At 73.9% G+C, this 15,834-nt stretch carries 17 protein-coding genes and 1 pseudogene; 4 read left to right on the forward strand and 14 right to left on the reverse strand.

Translation table 11 applies throughout. The features are described from left to right. Positions 1 to 4: 4 nt before the first annotated feature. The 10 genes and pseudogenes from ACIGXJ_RS01405 to hisD all read right to left on the reverse strand — a co-directional run bounded on the left by ACIGXJ_RS01405 (position 5) and on the right by hisD (position 7,717). Positions 5 to 1,267, reverse strand: a pseudogene (locus ACIGXJ_RS01405) (MFS transporter). A gap of 10 nt (positions 1,268 to 1,277) precedes the next feature. Then, on the reverse strand, positions 1,278 to 1,868 hold the full coding sequence (locus ACIGXJ_RS01410; protein WP_399640004.1) for an ArsR/SmtB family transcription factor: 591 nt from the start codon (positions 1,866 to 1,868) through the stop codon (positions 1,278 to 1,280). Positions 1,869 to 2,002: 134 nt separating this feature from the next. Then, the gene (gene hisF, locus ACIGXJ_RS01415; protein WP_399640007.1) at positions 2,003 to 2,758 is read right to left on the reverse strand and encodes an imidazole glycerol phosphate synthase subunit HisF; all 756 of its coding nucleotides are present in this window, start codon (positions 2,756 to 2,758) and stop codon (positions 2,003 to 2,005) included. Beyond that, on the reverse strand, positions 2,755 to 3,159 hold the full coding sequence (locus ACIGXJ_RS01420) for a Rid family hydrolase (protein WP_399640010.1): 405 nt from the start codon (positions 3,157 to 3,159) through the stop codon (positions 2,755 to 2,757). The genes hisF and ACIGXJ_RS01420 overlap by 4 nt, the downstream gene beginning before the upstream one ends. Further along, a complete protein-coding gene (gene priA, locus ACIGXJ_RS01425; protein ID WP_399640013.1) occupies positions 3,156 to 3,881 on the reverse strand; it encodes a bifunctional 1-(5-phosphoribosyl)-5-((5-phosphoribosylamino)methylideneamino)imidazole-4-carboxamide isomerase/phosphoribosylanthranilate isomerase PriA in 726 nt (241 codons plus the stop codon). The genes ACIGXJ_RS01420 and priA overlap by 4 nt, the downstream gene beginning before the upstream one ends. 3 nt (positions 3,882 to 3,884) lie before the next feature. Next, positions 3,885 to 4,535 carry an imidazole glycerol phosphate synthase subunit HisH gene (gene hisH / locus ACIGXJ_RS01430; RefSeq protein ID WP_399640016.1) on the reverse strand — a complete coding sequence of 217 codons (651 nt, stop codon included), beginning with the start codon at positions 4,533 to 4,535 and terminating at the stop codon, positions 3,885 to 3,887. Continuing rightward, entirely contained in the window at positions 4,526 to 4,690 is a 165-nt protein-coding gene (locus ACIGXJ_RS01435) for a hypothetical protein (RefSeq protein ID WP_399640019.1), read from the reverse strand. Before ACIGXJ_RS01435 ends, hisH begins: the two co-directional genes overlap by 10 nt. Continuing rightward, entirely contained in the window at positions 4,687 to 5,280 is a 594-nt protein-coding gene (gene hisB, locus ACIGXJ_RS01440; protein ID WP_062719038.1) for an imidazoleglycerol-phosphate dehydratase HisB, read from the reverse strand. The genes ACIGXJ_RS01435 and hisB overlap by 4 nt, the downstream gene beginning before the upstream one ends. Continuing rightward, positions 5,277 to 6,395, reverse strand: coding sequence for a histidinol-phosphate transaminase (locus ACIGXJ_RS01445; protein WP_399640021.1), 1,119 nt, complete (start codon positions 6,393 to 6,395; stop codon positions 5,277 to 5,279). Before ACIGXJ_RS01445 ends, hisB begins: the two co-directional genes overlap by 4 nt. Then, a complete protein-coding gene (gene hisD / locus ACIGXJ_RS01450; RefSeq protein WP_399640024.1) occupies positions 6,392 to 7,717 on the reverse strand; it encodes a histidinol dehydrogenase in 1,326 nt (441 codons plus the stop codon). The genes ACIGXJ_RS01445 and hisD overlap by 4 nt, the downstream gene beginning before the upstream one ends. Before the next feature lie 161 nt (positions 7,718 to 7,878). On the opposite strand from hisD, the gene ACIGXJ_RS01455 reads away from it, so the two are divergent. The 4 genes from ACIGXJ_RS01455 (at position 7,879) to ybaK (ending at position 11,853) form a co-directional block, all read left to right on the forward strand. Further along, a complete protein-coding gene (locus tag ACIGXJ_RS01455; RefSeq protein ID WP_399640026.1) occupies positions 7,879 to 9,447 on the forward strand; it encodes an oxidoreductase in 1,569 nt (522 codons plus the stop codon). A gap of 99 nt (positions 9,448 to 9,546) precedes the next feature. After that, positions 9,547 to 10,596 (forward strand): hypothetical protein, encoded by a 1,050-nt coding sequence (locus tag ACIGXJ_RS01460; protein WP_399640029.1) that lies wholly within the window; start codon positions 9,547 to 9,549, stop codon positions 10,594 to 10,596. Positions 10,597 to 10,607: 11 nt separating this feature from the next. After that, positions 10,608 to 11,348 carry an LON peptidase substrate-binding domain-containing protein gene (locus tag ACIGXJ_RS01465; protein WP_399640032.1) on the forward strand — a complete coding sequence of 247 codons (741 nt, stop codon included), beginning with the start codon at positions 10,608 to 10,610 and terminating at the stop codon, positions 11,346 to 11,348. A 4-nt stretch (positions 11,349 to 11,352) separates the two neighbouring features. After that, positions 11,353 to 11,853 (forward strand): Cys-tRNA(Pro) deacylase, encoded by a 501-nt coding sequence (ybaK, locus tag ACIGXJ_RS01470; RefSeq protein WP_399640034.1) that lies wholly within the window; start codon positions 11,353 to 11,355, stop codon positions 11,851 to 11,853. Between the two features lie 6 nt (positions 11,854 to 11,859). Here ybaK and ACIGXJ_RS01475 read toward each other — a convergent pair whose 3' ends face one another. From ACIGXJ_RS01475 to ACIGXJ_RS01490, 4 genes are all read right to left on the reverse strand, one after another. Next, positions 11,860 to 12,537 (reverse strand): AAA family ATPase, encoded by a 678-nt coding sequence (locus tag ACIGXJ_RS01475; RefSeq protein WP_399640037.1) that lies wholly within the window; start codon positions 12,535 to 12,537, stop codon positions 11,860 to 11,862. Between the two features lie 34 nt (positions 12,538 to 12,571). Further along, the gene (locus ACIGXJ_RS01480; RefSeq protein ID WP_399640039.1) at positions 12,572 to 13,393 is read right to left on the reverse strand and encodes an ABC transporter permease; all 822 of its coding nucleotides are present in this window, start codon (positions 13,391 to 13,393) and stop codon (positions 12,572 to 12,574) included. Between the two features lie 82 nt (positions 13,394 to 13,475). Then, entirely contained in the window at positions 13,476 to 14,450 is a 975-nt protein-coding gene (locus ACIGXJ_RS01485; protein WP_399642120.1) for an ABC transporter ATP-binding protein, read from the reverse strand. Between the two features lie 154 nt (positions 14,451 to 14,604). Next, positions 14,605 to 15,828 (reverse strand): NYN domain-containing protein, encoded by a 1,224-nt coding sequence (locus tag ACIGXJ_RS01490; RefSeq protein WP_399640041.1) that lies wholly within the window; start codon positions 15,826 to 15,828, stop codon positions 14,605 to 14,607. Between the last annotated feature and the right edge of the window lie 6 nt (positions 15,829 to 15,834).

The raw sequence follows: 15,834 nt of genomic DNA on the forward strand, positions 1-15,834 counted from the left end.
GGCGTCAGGGAAGCTCGGCCCTGCGCAGGCCGGTCGCTCCGAGCGACACCAGCCCGCCCAGGCCGCTCACCGCGGCGCAGGCCGCGAAGACCGGGCCGGACCCCCACAGGTCGATCGCCCCGCCGACGAGCGGGAAGGTGAGCGGGGCGATGCCGAAGCCGACCAGGGCGCAGACGGAGGTGACGCGGCCGACGTAGGCCGCTCCCGCGCGGGCCTGCACCAGGGCCCCGCACAGCGCCCCGGCCAGCCCGGCCGACACGCCGACGAGCAGGGCGACACCGGCCGCCCCGGCGACGGACGGCACCTGGGCGAGCATGCCGATCGCCACGGCACCGGTGAGGGCCGCCGCCCCGGCGACCCGTCCCGCGCGGGGGACCCGGCCGCGCCAGGCGAGCAGCAGGGAGGCGGCCGCGGCGCCCGTCCCGAACCCGGCGAGCACCCAGCCCATGCCGGTGGCGCCCCAGCCGCGCTGCTGGGCGAGGACGGTGAGCCCGAGGTTCATGGGGCCGACGAAGCCGAGGTCGCCGAGCGCTATGGCGACGACCAGCGGGCGCAGCACGGGGTCCCGGCGGATGTGCCGCAGCCCGTCGCGCAGTTCGGCGAGGGCGGGGCGGCGCTCGGCCGGCACGTCGTCCGGGGGCAGGGGCCGGACGCGGACGGCCAGCAGCAGCGGCAGTGACACCGCCATCAGCAGCGTGGCGAGGCCGAACGCCCCGGCGGTGCCGCCCAGTGCGACGCCGAGGCCGCCGAGGGGGCCGCCGACGACGCCGGCGAGCCGGACCGCGAGGCCCCGCATGCCGTGCACCCGGGCGAGCTGTCCGGGCCCGGCGATCCGCGCGGGCAGGGCGCCCGCGGCGGGCAGGAAGACCGCGTCGACGACACCGAAGACGACCGCCACCGCCGCCAGCCCCCACAGCCCCGGGTTCGTCGCGAGCAGCAGTCCGGCCGCGAGGGCGACGAGCAGGCAGCGCACGGCGGTGCTGCCCAGCACCACCCGGCGCGGTCCGTAGCGGTCGGCGATCACTCCGCCGCCGAGCATCAGCAGGGCGCGCGGGGCGGCGCTCATCGCGGTCGCGAGGCCGGCCTGGGTGGGAGTGCCGATCTGGAGGGCGGCCCAGGACAGGGCCAGGTAGTAGACGTTGTCGCCGACGGCGGAGGCGGTGTAGCCGCCCAGCTAGCGCAGCACGTGGGGATTCCGGTGGGCGGGGCGCTCCTCGACGGTGGTGTCCGCGGCGCCGGTCCGGGTGGCGGGCGTGTCGGCGGGCATGTCGGTCATCTCAGATCCGGAAGGGGAACGCGTAGGTGTGCACCGCGACGTTCTCCCGGCCCTCGGTGTCGCCCGCGGCGTCGGCGGCCCGGCCCCGCTCGTCGTAGCGGCGCAGCAGGGCGAGCATCTCTGTGCTCAGCTCGGTCAGTTCGTCCGCCGTGAGCCGGAGGGTGGACTCGGAGGAGTTCGCGGCCGCGTTCCACGCGTCGCCCCAGTGGGCGCGCTCGTCCATCCACCGGCGGAACATGTCGGCGCGCTGCTCGAAGAAGAGCCGGCTCGCAGCGGTGTGCACGGCGGCCTTCTCGGGTGCGTCGCGGAAGTCCTCGTCCCGGATGCTGATGCCGTCCGAGGCGGGCTGCCACCAGCGTTCCCGGCCGTCCGCGCTGCGGCCCTCGGCCTCTTCGATCAGCCCGTGCTCGGCCAGCTTGCGCAGGTGGTAGCTGACCAGTGACACGGCCTCGTCGACCTGCTCGGCGAGCTGTGAGGCGGTCGCGGCCCGGGCGATGGTCAGGCCCCGGTACAGCCTCAGCCGCAGGGGGTGGGCGAGCGCCTTGAGCGTGCCCAGGTCGGTGATCCGGCGGTCTCTCTCCTTGCCCGTCATGCGCTCACCGTAGATACGAAAGAAAACTTGCACAACAAACTTTGCGCAACTTCTCTTTCCTTTCTGGCCATGAGTAAGCCCCGGCCTCCAGGAGACCGGGGCTCACTCGGGCTTACCTCGCACCCTTCGGAGCGTCACCGCACCGGGTGTCCCGCCTCCCGCAGCGCGTCCTTCACCTCGCCGATCCGCAGATCACCGAAGTGGAACACCGACGCCGCCAGCACCGCGTCCGCGCCGGCGGCGACGGCCGGGGCGAAGTCGGCGAGCTTGCCGGCGCCTCCGGAGGCGATCACCGGGACGGTGACGTGCTTGCGGACGGCCTCGATCATCTCGATGTCGTAGCCGTCCTTGGTGCCGTCGGCGTCCATGGAGTTGAGCAGGATCTCGCCCGCGCCCAGCTCGGCCGCCCGGTGCGCCCACTCGACCGCGTCGATGCCGGTGCCCTTGCGGCCGCCGTGCGTCGTCACCTCGAAGCCACCCGACGCGGTGCGCCGCGCGTCCACCGACAGCACCAGCACCTGCCGCCCGAACCGCTCGGCGATCTCCCGGATCAGGTCGGGCCGGGCGATGGCCGCGGTGTTCACGCCGACCTTGTCCGCGCCCGCGCGCAGCAGCTTGTCCACGTCCTCGGCCGTGCGGACGCCACCGCCGACCGTCAGCGGGATGAACACCTGCTCGGCCGTGCGCCGCACCACGTCGTACGTCGTCTCGCGGTCGCCCGAGGAGGCGGTGATGTCGAGGAACGTCAGCTCGTCGGCGCCCTCGGCGTCGTACACCTTGGCCATCTCGACGGGGTCACCCGCGTCGCGCAGGTTCTGGAAGTTGACGCCCTTGACGACCCGGCCGTTGTCCACGTCCAGGCAGGGGATGACTCGGACCGCCAGGGTCATGACTGCTCGGCTCCTCTGAATGCCTCTAGTTCCACTTCGACCAGGATGCGCGGGTCGACGAAGCCCTCCACGACCACCAGGGTCGTGACCGGCCGCACGGAGTCGAACAACTCGTGGTGCGCCCGGCCCACCTCGTCGACGTCCCGCTGATGGGTCAGGTACATCCGGGTCCTGATCACCGACTCGGGTCCGAGCCCGAACTCGGCGATCGCCTCCAGCGCGGCGGCGAACGCCACCTTCGCCTGCTCGTACGGGTCGCCCTCCCCGTACAGCACCGAGCCCTTGAAGGACGTCGTGCCGCCCACCAGCACCCGGTCGCCCGCCGCGACGGCGCGTGCGAAACCGAAGGACTCCTCCCAGGGGCTCCCGCTCTGCACCCGCCGAACGCCGTCGGACGTCATGACGCCACAGCCTCCAGGGCCTCTTCCAGGGTGAACGCCTTCGCGTACAGCGCCTTGCCGACGATCGCGCCCTCGACCCCGAGGGGCGTCAGCTCCGCGATGGCCCGCAGGTCGTCCAGCGAGGACACGCCGCCGGACGCCACGACCGGGCGGTCGGTGGCCGCGCAGACGTTCTTCAGCAGCTCCAGGTTCGGGCCCTGCAGCGTGCCGTCCTTGGCGATGTCGGTGACCACGTAGCGGGCGCAGCCCTCCTCGTTGAGGCGCTCCAGCGTCTCGTAGAGGTCGCCGCCGTCACGGGTCCAGCCGCGGCCGCGCAGGGTCGTGCCGCGTACGTCGAGACCGACGGCGATCTTGTCTCCGTGCTCGGCGATGACCTTGGCGACCCACTCGGGGGTCTCCAGGGCGGCCGTGCCGAGGTTCACGCGGGTGCAGCCGGTGGCGAGGGCGGCGGCGAGCGAGGCGTCGTCGCGGATGCCGCCGGACAGCTCGACCTTGATGTCCATGGCCTTGGTGACCTCGGCGATCAGCGCACGGTTGTCGCCGGTGCCGAACGCGGCGTCCAGGTCGACCAGGTGCAGCCACTCGGCGCCGGAGCGCTGCCAGGCGAGGGCGGCCTCCAGCGGGGAGCCGTAGGAGGTCTCGGTCCCGGACTCGCCGTGCACGAGGCGGACGGCCTGGCCGTCGCGGACGTCGACGGCGGGGAGGAGTTCGAGCTTGGCCATGGTCTACAGGGTTCCGATCCAGTTGGTGAGGAGCTGGGCTCCGGCGTCGCCGGACTTCTCGGGGTGGAACTGGGTGGCCCACAGGGCGCCGTTCTCCACGGCGGCCACGAAGGGCTTGCCGTAGGTGGTCCAGGTGACCTTGGGGGCGTCGATGCGCGGGTTGTGGATCTCCAGCGTCCAGTCCTGGACGGCGTAGGAGTGCACGAAGTAGTAGCGCGCGTCGGCGTCGAGCCCGGCGAACAGCTGGGTGCCGGCGGGCGCGTCGACGGTGTTCCAGCCCATGTGGGGCACGACCTCGGCTTGGAGCGGCTCGACCGTGCCGGGCCACTCGTCGAGGCCCTCGGTTTCCACGCCGTGCTCGATGCCGCGCGCGAAGAGGATCTGCATGCCGACGCAGATGCCCATCACCGGGCGCCCGCCGGACAGGCGCCGGTCGACGATCCAGTCGCCGCGCGCCTCCCTGAGGCCCTTCATGCAGGCGGCGAACGCGCCGACCCCCGGCACCAGCAGGCCGTCGGCGTTCATCGCCCGGTCGAAGTCACGGGTGATCTCGACGTCGGCGCCGACGCGCGCGAGGGCACGCTCGGCGGACCTGACGTTGCCGAAGCCGTAGTCGAAGACCACGACCTTCTTGGATGCGGCGGTCAATTCCACACCTCCAGCCGCAGGACGCCCGCGGTGAGACACATCGCGGCACCGATGGACAGCAGCACGATCAGGCTCTTCGGCATCTGCTGCTTGACGAAGGAGATGATGCCGCCGAGCAGGAACAGGCCGACGACGATCAGGACCGTGGACAGGCCGTTCACAGCGCGCCCTTCGTGGAGGGAAGGATGCCCGCCGCGCGCGGGTCGCGCTCGGAGGCGTACCGCAGGGCGCGGGCGAGCGCCTTGAACTGGCACTCCACGATGTGGTGCGCGTTGCGCCCGTAGGGCACGTGCACGTGCAGGGCGATCTGCGCCTGCGCCACGAAGGACTCCAGGATGTGCCGGGTCATCGTGGTGTCGTACTCGCCGATCATCGGCGCCATGTTCTCGGGCTCGGTGTGCACGAGGTACGGGCGGCCGGAGAGGTCGACGGTGACCTGGGCGAGGGACTCGTCCAGCGGGACCGTGCAGTTGCCGAAGCGGTAGATCCCCACCTTGTCGCCGAGGGCCTGCTTGAAGGCGGCGCCGAGCGCGAGGGCGGTGTCCTCGATGGTGTGGTGCGAGTCGATGTGCAGGTCGCCCTCGGTCTTCACGGTCAGGTCGAACAGACCGTGCCGGCCGAGCTGGTCGAGCATGTGGTCGTAGAAGCCGACACCGGTCGACACGTCGACCTTGCCGGACCCGTCGAGGTCGATCTCGACGAGGACCGAGGTCTCCTTCGTCACCCGCTCTATGCGTCCTACGCGGTTCATGCGCTCTGCTCCTTCTTCAGTTCACGGACCGCGTCGAGGAACGCGTCGTTCTCTTCCGGCGTGCCGGCGGTGACCCGCAGCCACCCCGGTACGCCGTTGTCCCGGACCAGGACGCCCCGGTCGAGGATCTTCTGCCAGGCCGCGTGGGCGCCGCCCGCGCCGGGGAAGCGCCCGAACTGCACGAAGTTGGCGTCCGAGGCGGTCACCTCGTAGCCGATCGCCCTCAGCTCGGCCACCAGCCGGTCCCGCTCGGCCTTCAGCTGCTCGACGTACCCGAGCAGCGTGTCGGTGTGCTCCAGCGCGGCCAGCGCGGTCGCCTGGGTGACCGCCGAGAGGTGGTACGGCAGCCGTACGAGCTGCACGGCGTCCACGACGGCCGGGTGCGCGGCGAGGTAGCCGAGCCGGAGGCCGGCCGCGCCGAACGCCTTCGACATCGTGCGGGAGACCACCAGGTTCGGGCGGCCCTGAAGCAGCGGCAGCAGCGAGTCGCCGTGGCTGAACTCGATGTACGCCTCGTCCACGACCACCATCGACGGCTTGGCCGCCTGGGCCGCCTCGTACAGCGCGAGGACGGTCTCGGGCGGGACCGCGTTGCCGGTCGGGTTGTTGGGGGTCGTCACGAACACGACGTCGGGCCGGTGCTCGGCGACGGCCCGTTCGGCCGCCGCGAGGTCGATCGTGAAGTCCTCGCCGCGCGGACCGGAGATCCAGCCGGTGCCGGTGCCGCGCGCGATGAGCGCGTGCATCGAGTACGACGGCTCGAAGCCGATGGCCGTACGGCCCGGTCCGCCGAAGGTCTGCAGCAGCTGCTGGATGACCTCGTTGGAGCCGTTCGCCGCCCACACGTTGGCCGGGCCGACCTCGTACCCGGACGTGTCGGTCAGGTACTCGGCGAGCCTGGTGCGCAGCTCGACCGCGTCCCGGTCCGGGTAGCGGTTGAGGTGCCGGGCCGCCTCACGGACCCGCTCGGTGATCCGCTCGACGAGCGGCTCGGGCAGCGGGTAGGGGTTCTCGTTGGTGTTCAGCCGTACGGGGACGTCCAGCTGGGGCGCGCCGTAGGGGGACTTGCCGCGCAGCTCGTCCCGTACGGGGAGATCGTCGATTCCGAAGTTCACTTGCTCGTCGGTACCTTCCAGCCGAACCTCGCCTTGATCGCCGCGCCGTGCGCGGGCAGGTCCTCCGCCTCCGCCAGCGTCACCACGTGGTGCGCGACCTCGGCCAGCGCGTCCTGCGTGTAGTCGACGATGTGGATGCCGCGCAGGAAGGACTGCACGGACAGGCCGGAGGAGTGGCAGGCGCAGCCGCCGGTGGGCAGCACGTGGTTGGACCCGGCGGCGTAGTCGCCGAGGGACACGGGCGCCCAGGGGCCGATGAAGATCGCGCCGGCGTTGCGGACCCGGTCGGCGACCGCGGCCGCGTCGGCGGTCTGGATCTCCAGGTGCTCGGCGCCGTACGCGTCGACGACCCTGAGGCCCTCCTCGACGCCGTCGACGAGGACGATCGCGGACTGCTTGCCCGTGAGGGCAGGGACGATCCGGTCGTCGATGTGCTTGCTGGCCGCGACCTGGGTCTGCAGCTCCTTCTCGACCGCCTCCGCGAGCCGCACGGAGTCGGTGACCAGCACGGCCGCCGCGAGCGGGTCGTGCTCGGCCTGGCTGATCAGGTCGGAGGCCACGTGGACCGGGTCGGCCGTCTCGTCGGCCAGGATCGCGATCTCGGTCGGGCCGGCCTCGGCGTCGATGCCGATCTTGCCGGTGAAGTAGCGCTTGGCTGCGGCGACCCAGATGTTGCCGGGGCCGGTGACCATGTTGGCGGGCGGGCAGGACTCGGTGCCGTACGCGAACATCGCGACGGCGGTCGCGCCGCCGGCGGCGTACACCTCGTCGACGCCCAGCAGCGCGCACGCGGCGAGGATCGTCGGGTGCGGCAGGCCGCCGAACTCGGCCTGGGCGGGCGAGGCGAGCGCGACGGACTCGACGCCGGCCTCCTGGGCCGGGACCACGTTCATGATCACGGACGACGGGTACACGGACCGGCCGCCGGGGGCGTACAGCCCGACCCGGTCGACCGGCACCCACTTCTCGGTGACCGAGCCGCCGGGGACGACCTGGGTGGTGTGCGTGGAGCGGCGCTGGGCGCGGTGCACGAGCCGGGCGCGGCGGATGGACTCCTCCAGGGCCGCGCGGACGGCCGGGTCCAGCTCGTCGAGGGCCTTGGTGAGGGCCTCGGCGGGGACGCGCACCTGCTCCAGCCGGACTCCGTCGAATTTCTCCGCGAAGTCGATCAGCGCCGCGTCGCCACGATGATGCACGGCCTCGCAGATCGGACGCACCTTCTCCAGGGCGGCCGAGACGTCGAAGTCGGCTCGGGGCAGCAGGTCGCGCAGGGCGGGGCCCTCGGGGAGGGCGTCGCCGCGCAGATCGATTCGGGAGATCACGGTCCCCATTGTCCCAGACCGCCGTCCCGGACCGTCCGCGCGTATCAATGGCTGATACAGCCCCTGGGACAACTCCCTCACCATCGGCGTTCGGAGCGTCACCCACCGGGCATGACGATCGTACGAGACGACCGGGCGAGCAGGGAGGGAGGCAACCACCCGTGACCCTGGGGGACGGCGAGCCGCCGGAGGATCTGACGGCCGCCGAGGTGGGCATGTGGCAGGCGTTCCGCAACGGCACCGTGTACGACCTGAGCAGCGGCGATCCGGCGGTGGACGATCCGCACGGGGCGCATCCGTGGGGTCCGGAGCGGACCGTGCGGGCGCGGATCGTGTGCTGGCTGCTGCTGGACGGGCCGCCCGCGCTGGCCGGGCGGGTGTCCGCGCTGAAGCTCGCGGGCGTGCAGATCAGCGACGCCCTGGAGCTGGCGGGCGGGATCGTGGTGCCGTACGTCGAGCTGCGCGGCTGCCGCTTCGAGCGCGAGGTGCTGCTGCCGGAGGCCCGCTTCACGACCGTGCGGATGGTGGACTGCGCGGTGCCGCGGCTGGAGGCGGCCCGGGTGCACACCGAGGGCGATCTGCATCTGCCGCGCTGCCGCTTCGACCGCGGCATCCGGCTGACCGACGCGCAGATCGGCACCGACCTGATGCTCAACCAGGCCGTCGTGCACTCCGACCGGCGCGGCCGCTCCATCGCCGGGGACGGCATCAACGTGGGGCAGGACGTGCAGGCCGAGCTGCTGGAGTCGTACGGCGAGCTGAGTCTGCGCGGGGCGGCCGTCGGCCAGTCGCTGAGCCTGCGCGGGGCGCGGCTGGTCAACCCGGACGCGCGGCTCGCGCTGAACGCGCCCCAGCTGACCGTGGGGCGCACGCTGTACATGACCCCGGCCGCGGTGGGCTCCGGGTGGCCGACCGGGGTGACTCCGCCGCGCGGGACGCGCATCCAGCCCTTCGCGTGCGTGGGCGGGGCCCGGCTGGACGACGGCCGGTTCGGCGACGCCGTCGACCTGGAGCGGGCCCGCCTGGAGCTGACCGAGGACCAGGAGCTGTCGCTGCGCCGGGTGCAGACGCCCGAGCTGCGCTTCCTGGGCGAGGCGCCCCGGCTGGGCCGGGTGGTGCTGTCCGGGGCGCGGATCGTGAACCTCATCGACCGGGCGAGCAGCTGGCCGGGCCCGGGCCGGCTGCACATCGGGGGGTTCACCTACGAGAACCTGGTCCCGCACGGCCCGTTCTCCCCGGCGCAGCGCCTTCAGTGGGTGGCGGCGGCGACCGCCGAGTACAGCCCGGAGCCCTACGAGCGGCTGGCCGCCGTGCTGCGGGCGGGCGGCGAGGACGAGGACGCCCGCGAGGTGCTCCTCGCCAAGCAGCGCAGGCGCCGCGAGACGCTGCCGCTGGGCCCGAAGCTGTGGGGCTGGGTCCAGGACCTGACGGTGGCCTACGGCTACCGGCCGGGGCGGGCCGCGCTGTGGATGGCGGTGCTGTGGGCGGCGGGCTCCCTGGCCTTCGCCTACGCCGGCCGTCCCGCGGCGGGGGCGGGCGCGGGCCGGCCGCCGTGGAACCCGGCCCTCTTCGCCCTCGACCTGCTGCTCCCGGTGATCGACCTCGGCCAGGTCGGCGTCTGGCAGCTGCAGGGCGGCTGGCAGTGGCTGAGCGCGGCCCTGGTGCTCGCCGGCTGGGTCCTGGCGACGACGGTGGCGGCGGGGGCGACCCGACTGCTGAGGCCGACGTGACGCACGGTGACCGCTCTTTACCCGCCCTTGACCGCGGTTCGTACAACCATCGGCGGGTTCCGTGAAGGGTCTGGCGCGGGCCCGAGCCGCCGACTTTCAATGGTCGACACCATGGCTCTGCTGCCCCCCTTCATCCGCGCCGCACGGACGGCCAAGGCGCCCGCGCGGGTCGCGCGCCCCGTCCCCGGCCTGCCGGCCGACGACGAGGTGCTCCTCGACGCGCCCGACGACCGCCTCGGCCCGGCCCTGGTCGCCGCCGGGCGCGGCGAGCACGGCCCCGCCGCCGCGCTGCTCGCGGCGACGCGCGCGCTCGGCGAGTGGGAGCTGCGCGACCGCTACGTCGTCCGGCTGGCGTTCTTCGCGCACTCGCGCCCGGAGTGGTTCGAGGAGTGGCGTACGGCCGCCCCGCACGACCCCGACGCGCTGCTGGTCGGCGCGCAGCTCGCGGTCGACCGGGCGTGGGGGTCGCCGGCCCGGCAGGAGCTGCTGCGCGAGGTGAGCCCGGCGATCACGGCCACCGCGCGCGGCGACCACCGCGATCCCGTGCCGTGGCGGCTGGCGCTGGACCACGCGCGCGGTTCGCGGGCCGGGCACAAGTACTTCGGGGAGCTGTGGGAGGCGGCGGTGCGGCGGGCCCCGCACCACTACGGCTGCCATGTGGCGGCCCTGCGCTATCTGGCCGCCTCCTGGCACGGCTCGCACCGCGAGTGCTTCGACTTCGCCGACCGCGCCGCGCAGGACGCCCCCGAGGACTCGCTGGTGCAGGCCCTGCCGGTGCGGGCGGCCTTCGCGTACCTCACCGACGGCTGCGGACCCGTGGTGCCGCGTGCCCGGCTGGACGCGGCGGCGGACCGGGCCGTCGCCCTGTCGGCGCGGTTCCCGGCGGCCGACCCGTGGCCGGCGCAGATCCGCAATCTGCTGGCCTGGGTGCTCGTGCGGCTGGACCGTCGCGCGGACGCCCTGGACCAGCTGCGGCTGACCGGCCCGTACGCCACGTCGTTCCCGTGGGACCGGGCCGGGGAGGACCCGCTGGGGCTGTTCCTGCGGGTGCGGGCGGGGCTGCTGGCGGGTGCGGCCGCGGTGGACGTGGGCGGCCGCGGGCATCCGCACCGTGGGCACGGCGGACCTGCCCGCTCCGCCGACCATTAGGCTTTGGCGCCGTGACCACCGTCCGGCTGCCGCTCTTTCCGCTGAACTCGGTTCTGTTCCCGGGGCTCGTACTCCCGCTGAACGTCTTCGAGGAGCGCTATCGCGCCATGATGCGCACCCTTGCGAAGACACCCGAGGAGGAACCGCGCCGGTTCGCCGTCGTGGCGATCCGCGACGGCCACGAGGTGGCGCCGAGCGAGGCCGGGATGCCGGACCCGACGGCGCTGCCCGAGCGCGGGCCCACCGCGGGCTTCGGCGACGACCCGACGAAGGCGTTCCACGCGATCGGCTGCATCGCGGACGCGGCGACGATCCGGGAGCGCGCCGACGGCACGTTCGAGGTGCTGGCCACCGGCACGACCCGGGTGCGGCTGCTGTCGGTGGACGCCTCCGGGCCGTTCCTCATGGCCGAGCTGGAGCCGCTGGAGGAGGAGCCGGGCGACGAGGCGGGGGCGCTGGCCGAGGGGGTGCTGCGGGCGTTCCGGCAGTACCAGAAGCGGCTGGCGGGCGCGCGCGAGCGGTCGCTGTCGTCCGGCGCGGACCTGCCCGACGAGCCGTCGGTGGTGTCGTACCTGGTGGCCGCGGCGATGGTGCTGGACACGCCGACCAAGCAGCGGCTGCTGCAGGCCCCGGACACGGCGTCCCGGCTGCGCGACGAGCTGAAACTCCTGCGCGCGGAGACGGCGATCATCCGTAGCCTGCCGTCGTTGCCGTCACAGGATCTGACGCGCGGACCTACGAGCCTGAACTGAGGACATGGCCAAGAAGTCGAAGAAGCAGCAGCCCGGTGGGACGCCGGCGACGGTGGCGCTGACCGCGGCCGGTGTGGAGTACACGGTCCACTCCTACGAGCACGACCCCTCGCACCCGTCGTACGGCGAGGAGGCCGCGGAGGCGATGGGGGTGTCTCCCGACCGTGTCTTCAAGACGCTGGTCGCGGATGTCGACGGCTCCCTGACCGTGGCGGTCGTGCCGGTCGCGGGGTCGCTGGACCTGAAGGCGCTGGCCTCCGCCCTGGGCGGCAAGAAGGCGGTGATGGCCGATCCGGCGCTGGCCGAGCGCACGACGGGGTACGTCCGGGGCGGGATCTCCCCGCTGGGGCAGCGCAAGAAGCTGCCGACGGTGCTCGACGAGTCGGCCTCTTCCCACGCCACGATCTGCGTCTCGGCCGGCCGCAGGGGGCTGGAGGTGGAGCTGGCTCCGGGGGATCTGGTGTCCCTCACGGGGGCCGTGGTCGCGGCTGTCGGGCGACCGTAGGGCCGGTCAAGGGGCCTGCTGGACCTCAGGGTCCCTCGGGCCGAACAGTGCCGTCAGGCCGAGGTGGACCAGCAACGCCCCGATCGGCCAGGCCAGCAGCGCGCCCTTCGCGCCCAGCTCCAGCGGGGCCGAGAAGGTGACGCCCTTGCCGACCTCCTTGGCGTGGGCGAGGACGTCGTCGGCGGGGCCCAGCCACATGCCGAGGCGCCAGGCCAGGAGGGAGCCGAGGAGGCCGCCGAGGGCCAGCGCGACGACCAGGGGGACGCCTCCGCCGCGGCGCCAGAGGAACACCGCGAGGGCCGTCACCGCGCCGAAGGCGAGGGCCAGCAGGGTGAACGTTCCGTCGACGCCGATCGCCTGCTCGCCCTCGGTGTCCTTGACGTAGACCACCCAGCCGCCGTCGGTCATGTCACCGACCAGCGGTATGCGCGGCGCCAGCCAGTTCCACAGCACGCCGAGCAGCACACCGCAGACCGCCACCGCGACCGTGATCACGGCGGCCTCGCGCAGTTCGGTCTTCATGCCGGGACCGTCCTGTGCGTACCCGTACGCCTGCCCGTGCCCGTGCCCGTGCGCGCTCCCGGCCCCGTCCGACCGCGGCGGCCATCCGGCGTGCGGCGAGGGCGACTGACTGTGCGCCGAGTGGTCGTGGGGCGGCGGAGGCGGAGTCAACGGTGCGGTCACCCTCACATCGTGCCAGGCCCGCCCGGCCGGCGCGTCACCGGACGGCGGCCCGGCGGTACGCCCACGTCGCCACGGCCAGCGAGAACACGCCGACCCCCGCGCACACGGCGAGGTCCACGGCCACCACGGCCCAGTCGGGGTGCGCCGAGAAGGTGCGCGTGTACGCCTCGACGCCGTAGGTGGAGGGCAGCAGGTCGCGGGCCAGCCGCACGAAGCCGGGCATCCGCTCCGGCGGCAGCACGCCGAGCAGCAGCGCCGCCGACATGCCCAGCTGGCCCAGCACGGTCGCCAGCTCCGGCCGCGGCGCGAGCAGCCCGAGCGCCGCGCCCAGCCCGGACAGCGCGGCCCCGGCCAGCGGCACCACGGCGAGCAGCATCCACAGATTGCTCAGCGGCAGCCCGAACAGCGCGCACCCGAAGGCGGCCGTGACGAAGGTCCCGGGCACGGTGAAGGAGGCGTAGGCGCCGGCCGCGCCCAGCACCACGGCCGCGGGCGGCACCGGCAGGGTCGCGTAGTGGTCGAGGCCCCCGGTCGCCCGCAGCTGCCCGAAGTACTGCGCGAGCAGGTTCAGCGCGACGAACGCGACGACCAGCACCGCGGAGCCGGCCACGACCGACTGGGCCTGGCTGCCGTCGTCGACGACCCCGCGCATCATGATCAGGATGCCGATGGACTGGAAGGTCGCCACGAACAGCAGCGGGATGCGCGCCACCCTGGCCCGGGACAGCTGCGCCCGGTACACGGCCGCCAGCGACGGCCACAGCCGCGCCCGCGGCCCGAGCTCGGCCGCGCCGGCGGCCGGCTCCTGCGCCTCCAGGGCACTGCCCGGCAGCACCTCTGCGGGTACGACACTCACCTCGCGCTGCTCCCCTTCCCGGGGTTCCGTGTCCCGGTGTCGCCTCTCCCGGTGTTCCGTACGGACCCGGCGGTCGTCCTGCTCACGCCTTCACCAGTCCCTGCCGTGCCGCCCCGCCCAGCGCCAGGTAGACGTCCTCCAGGCTGGGCGTGGCCAGCGTGAAGTCGTCCAGCGCGGCGAACGCGGCCCCGCCGGTGACGGTGGCCACCACCGCGCGGGCCTCCTCGGGGGCGAGCCTGAGCGTCCAGCGGCGCCCGGACTCCACGGCCCCCTCGCGCAGCGCGGCGACCTCGGGCACCTCCAGCGGGGCCCGCTCACGCCACACCAGCTCGACGCGCACCTCGCCGGCCACCCGCTCCTTCAGCCCGGTGGGCGTGTCGCAGGCGATGACCTGGCCCTTGTCGAGGACGGCGACCCGGTCCAGGACCGTCTCGGCCTCGATCACGTTGTGGGTGACCAGCAGCACCGTCGTGCCCCGCTCGGCGCGCCGCCGGTCCACCGCGGACCACACGGCCCGCCGGGCGACGGGGTCCATGGCGGTGGTCGGCTCGTCGAGCACGAGCAGCGGCCGCTCCCCCACCAGCGCGGCGGCGAAGCAGGCCAGCCGCCGCTGCCCGCCGGACAGCTTCTTCAGCGGCCGGGAGGCGATCGCGGTCAGGCCCAGCTCCTCCAGCACGGCGTCCCGCTCGGCGCGTGCCCGCCGTACCTCGAGGCCGCGCAGCCGCCCGGTCGTCTCGGCGGCCAGGGACACAGTCAGCTCGTCCAGGGCGGACGACTCCTGCCCGAGGTAGGCGAGGATCCGCGCGGCCCGCTCCGGGTGGCGCACGATGTCGTGGCCGAGGATCTGCACGCTGCCGCGGTCGGGCCGCATCAGCCCGGTCAGCTGCCGTACGAGGGTGGTCTTGCCGGCGCCGTTCGGGCCGAGCAGACCGAAGATCTCGCCGCGCCGGATGTCCAGCGCCACGTCGTCGGTGGCCCGCACCTCGGGCGTGGCGGCCACGCCGCGCCGGCCCCGTACCGCGGGATAGGTCTTGGTCAGTCCGCGCACCGCGCACACGACATCACCGGTGTGTCCTGGTGCCTGTGCCGCGCGCGTACTCACAAGGGACGAGACTACGGGGTCGGTGAGCCGCTTTTGCCGCGGGGGCGGTCACTCGCCGCAAAGGGGCGGCTCGCCGTCGCGGTCCGGCGAACCGCGCGGTGCCGGCGGCTCACTCCGCCGCGGGCGCGTGCTCCGCGGCCGTCCGTACGTCGATCTCGCGCCAGAAGCCCGCCCGGATCGCGTACCGGTCGTGCTCGTCGATCTGGTCGTCCTTGTGCGCGAGCAGCCCGAACCGGGCGGCGTAGCGCAGCAGCTCGCCGTCGATGCGGTGCGGGATGCGCGGGTACATGCCCGACAGCCGTTGCAGATGCCCCTGGTCGCCCAGTCGTGCCATCCACCGCCGGGCGAAGACCTGCCCGACCTCGTACGGGTCCCCGCCGACGGTCGTGATGTCCTCCTCGCGGTCGGCCCACCGCTGCTCGGCCGTGGTCAGCTGGGCCAGTGTGGGCATGGAGGCGGCCTCGGGGGGTTCGGCGGTGACGCCCGGCCGGTCGACCCAGCCTTTGTCGGAGGACCAGCGCAGGGTCGCGTTCGCCGGGTGCGGGGCGGCCTGGGTGCCGGGGGCGCGCAGCGCGGCGAGGTCCTTGGGCGTGGGCACTCCCTTGGGCGCGGGGACGCGCTCCTCGGCCGTGGCGGGCGCGGGGGCTGGGGCGCCGGGGTGCCGGTGCGGGGCCTCGTCGGTCGGGCGCTCGGTGCCGGCGAGCGCGGAGTCGGGCAGCGGAGCGGAGAGGATCGCGGCGATCTCGGGGCGGGGCGCGGGCGGCGGCGCGCAGATGCCGGTCAGCTCCTTGGCCCGGACGGCCTTGGTGATCCAGGTCCGGTCCAGGACGCGGCGCTCGTCGGCCTCGGCGACGAGGTCCTCGGACTGGTTGTAGTCGCCGTCGGCGGCCTGGACGGCCCACAGGTGGACGGCCACGCCGTGTTCCTTGGCGGCCATCATGCCGGGCAGCAGATCGCCGTCGCCGGTGACGAGGACGACGTCGGAGCAGGCGCGGTTGCGGGCCAGTTCGGTGAGCTCGGCGTGCATGGCGGCGTCGACGCCCTTCTGCGCCCAGCGTCCGTCGCTGCGGGTCAGGGCGCCGAGCCGGACGGTGACCCGGGGCATGACGCGCAGCCGGCGGTGTTCGGGCTGGGGGACGCGGTCGGGGGCGCCGTCGAACCAGTAGATGCGCAGCAGGGGGCGCTCGGTGTCGGACTCGGCGCGCTCGCGCAGGCCCTGGATGAGAGCGGCGTGGTCGACGGTGATGCGGGACCTGGAGGGCTCCCCGGCGAGGAGGCTGGCGGCGGCCCCCAGCAGATACCCGGCGTCCACCAGGACGATGCAGCGGTCCACACGACT

The sequence above is a fragment of the Streptomyces sp. NPDC053367 genome (genome assembly GCF_044545925.1).
Lineage (GTDB): Bacteria > Actinomycetota > Actinomycetes > Streptomycetales > Streptomycetaceae > Streptomyces.

Bases quoted from the DNA above. Each gene is read 5' to 3' on its own strand.
- priA (WP_399640013.1), bottom strand. From the start codon at position 3,881: ATGGCCAAGCTCGAACTCCTCCCCGCCGTCGACGTCCGCGACGGCCAG.
- ACIGXJ_RS01460 (WP_399640029.1), top strand. From the start codon at position 9,547: ATGGTCGACACCATGGCTCTGCTGCCCCCCTTCATCCGCGCCGCACGG.
- hisB (WP_062719038.1), bottom strand. From the start codon at position 5,280: ATGAACCGCGTAGGACGCATAGAGCGGGTGACGAAGGAGACCTCGGTC.
- hisF (WP_399640007.1), bottom strand. From the start codon at position 2,758: ATGACCCTGGCGGTCCGAGTCATCCCCTGCCTGGACGTGGACAACGGC.
- ACIGXJ_RS01420 (WP_399640010.1), bottom strand. From the start codon at position 3,159: ATGACGTCCGACGGCGTTCGGCGGGTGCAGAGCGGGAGCCCCTGGGAG.
- ybaK (WP_399640034.1), top strand. From the start codon at position 11,353: ATGGCCAAGAAGTCGAAGAAGCAGCAGCCCGGTGGGACGCCGGCGACG.
- ACIGXJ_RS01410 (WP_399640004.1), bottom strand. From the start codon at position 1,868: ATGACGGGCAAGGAGAGAGACCGCCGGATCACCGACCTGGGCACGCTC.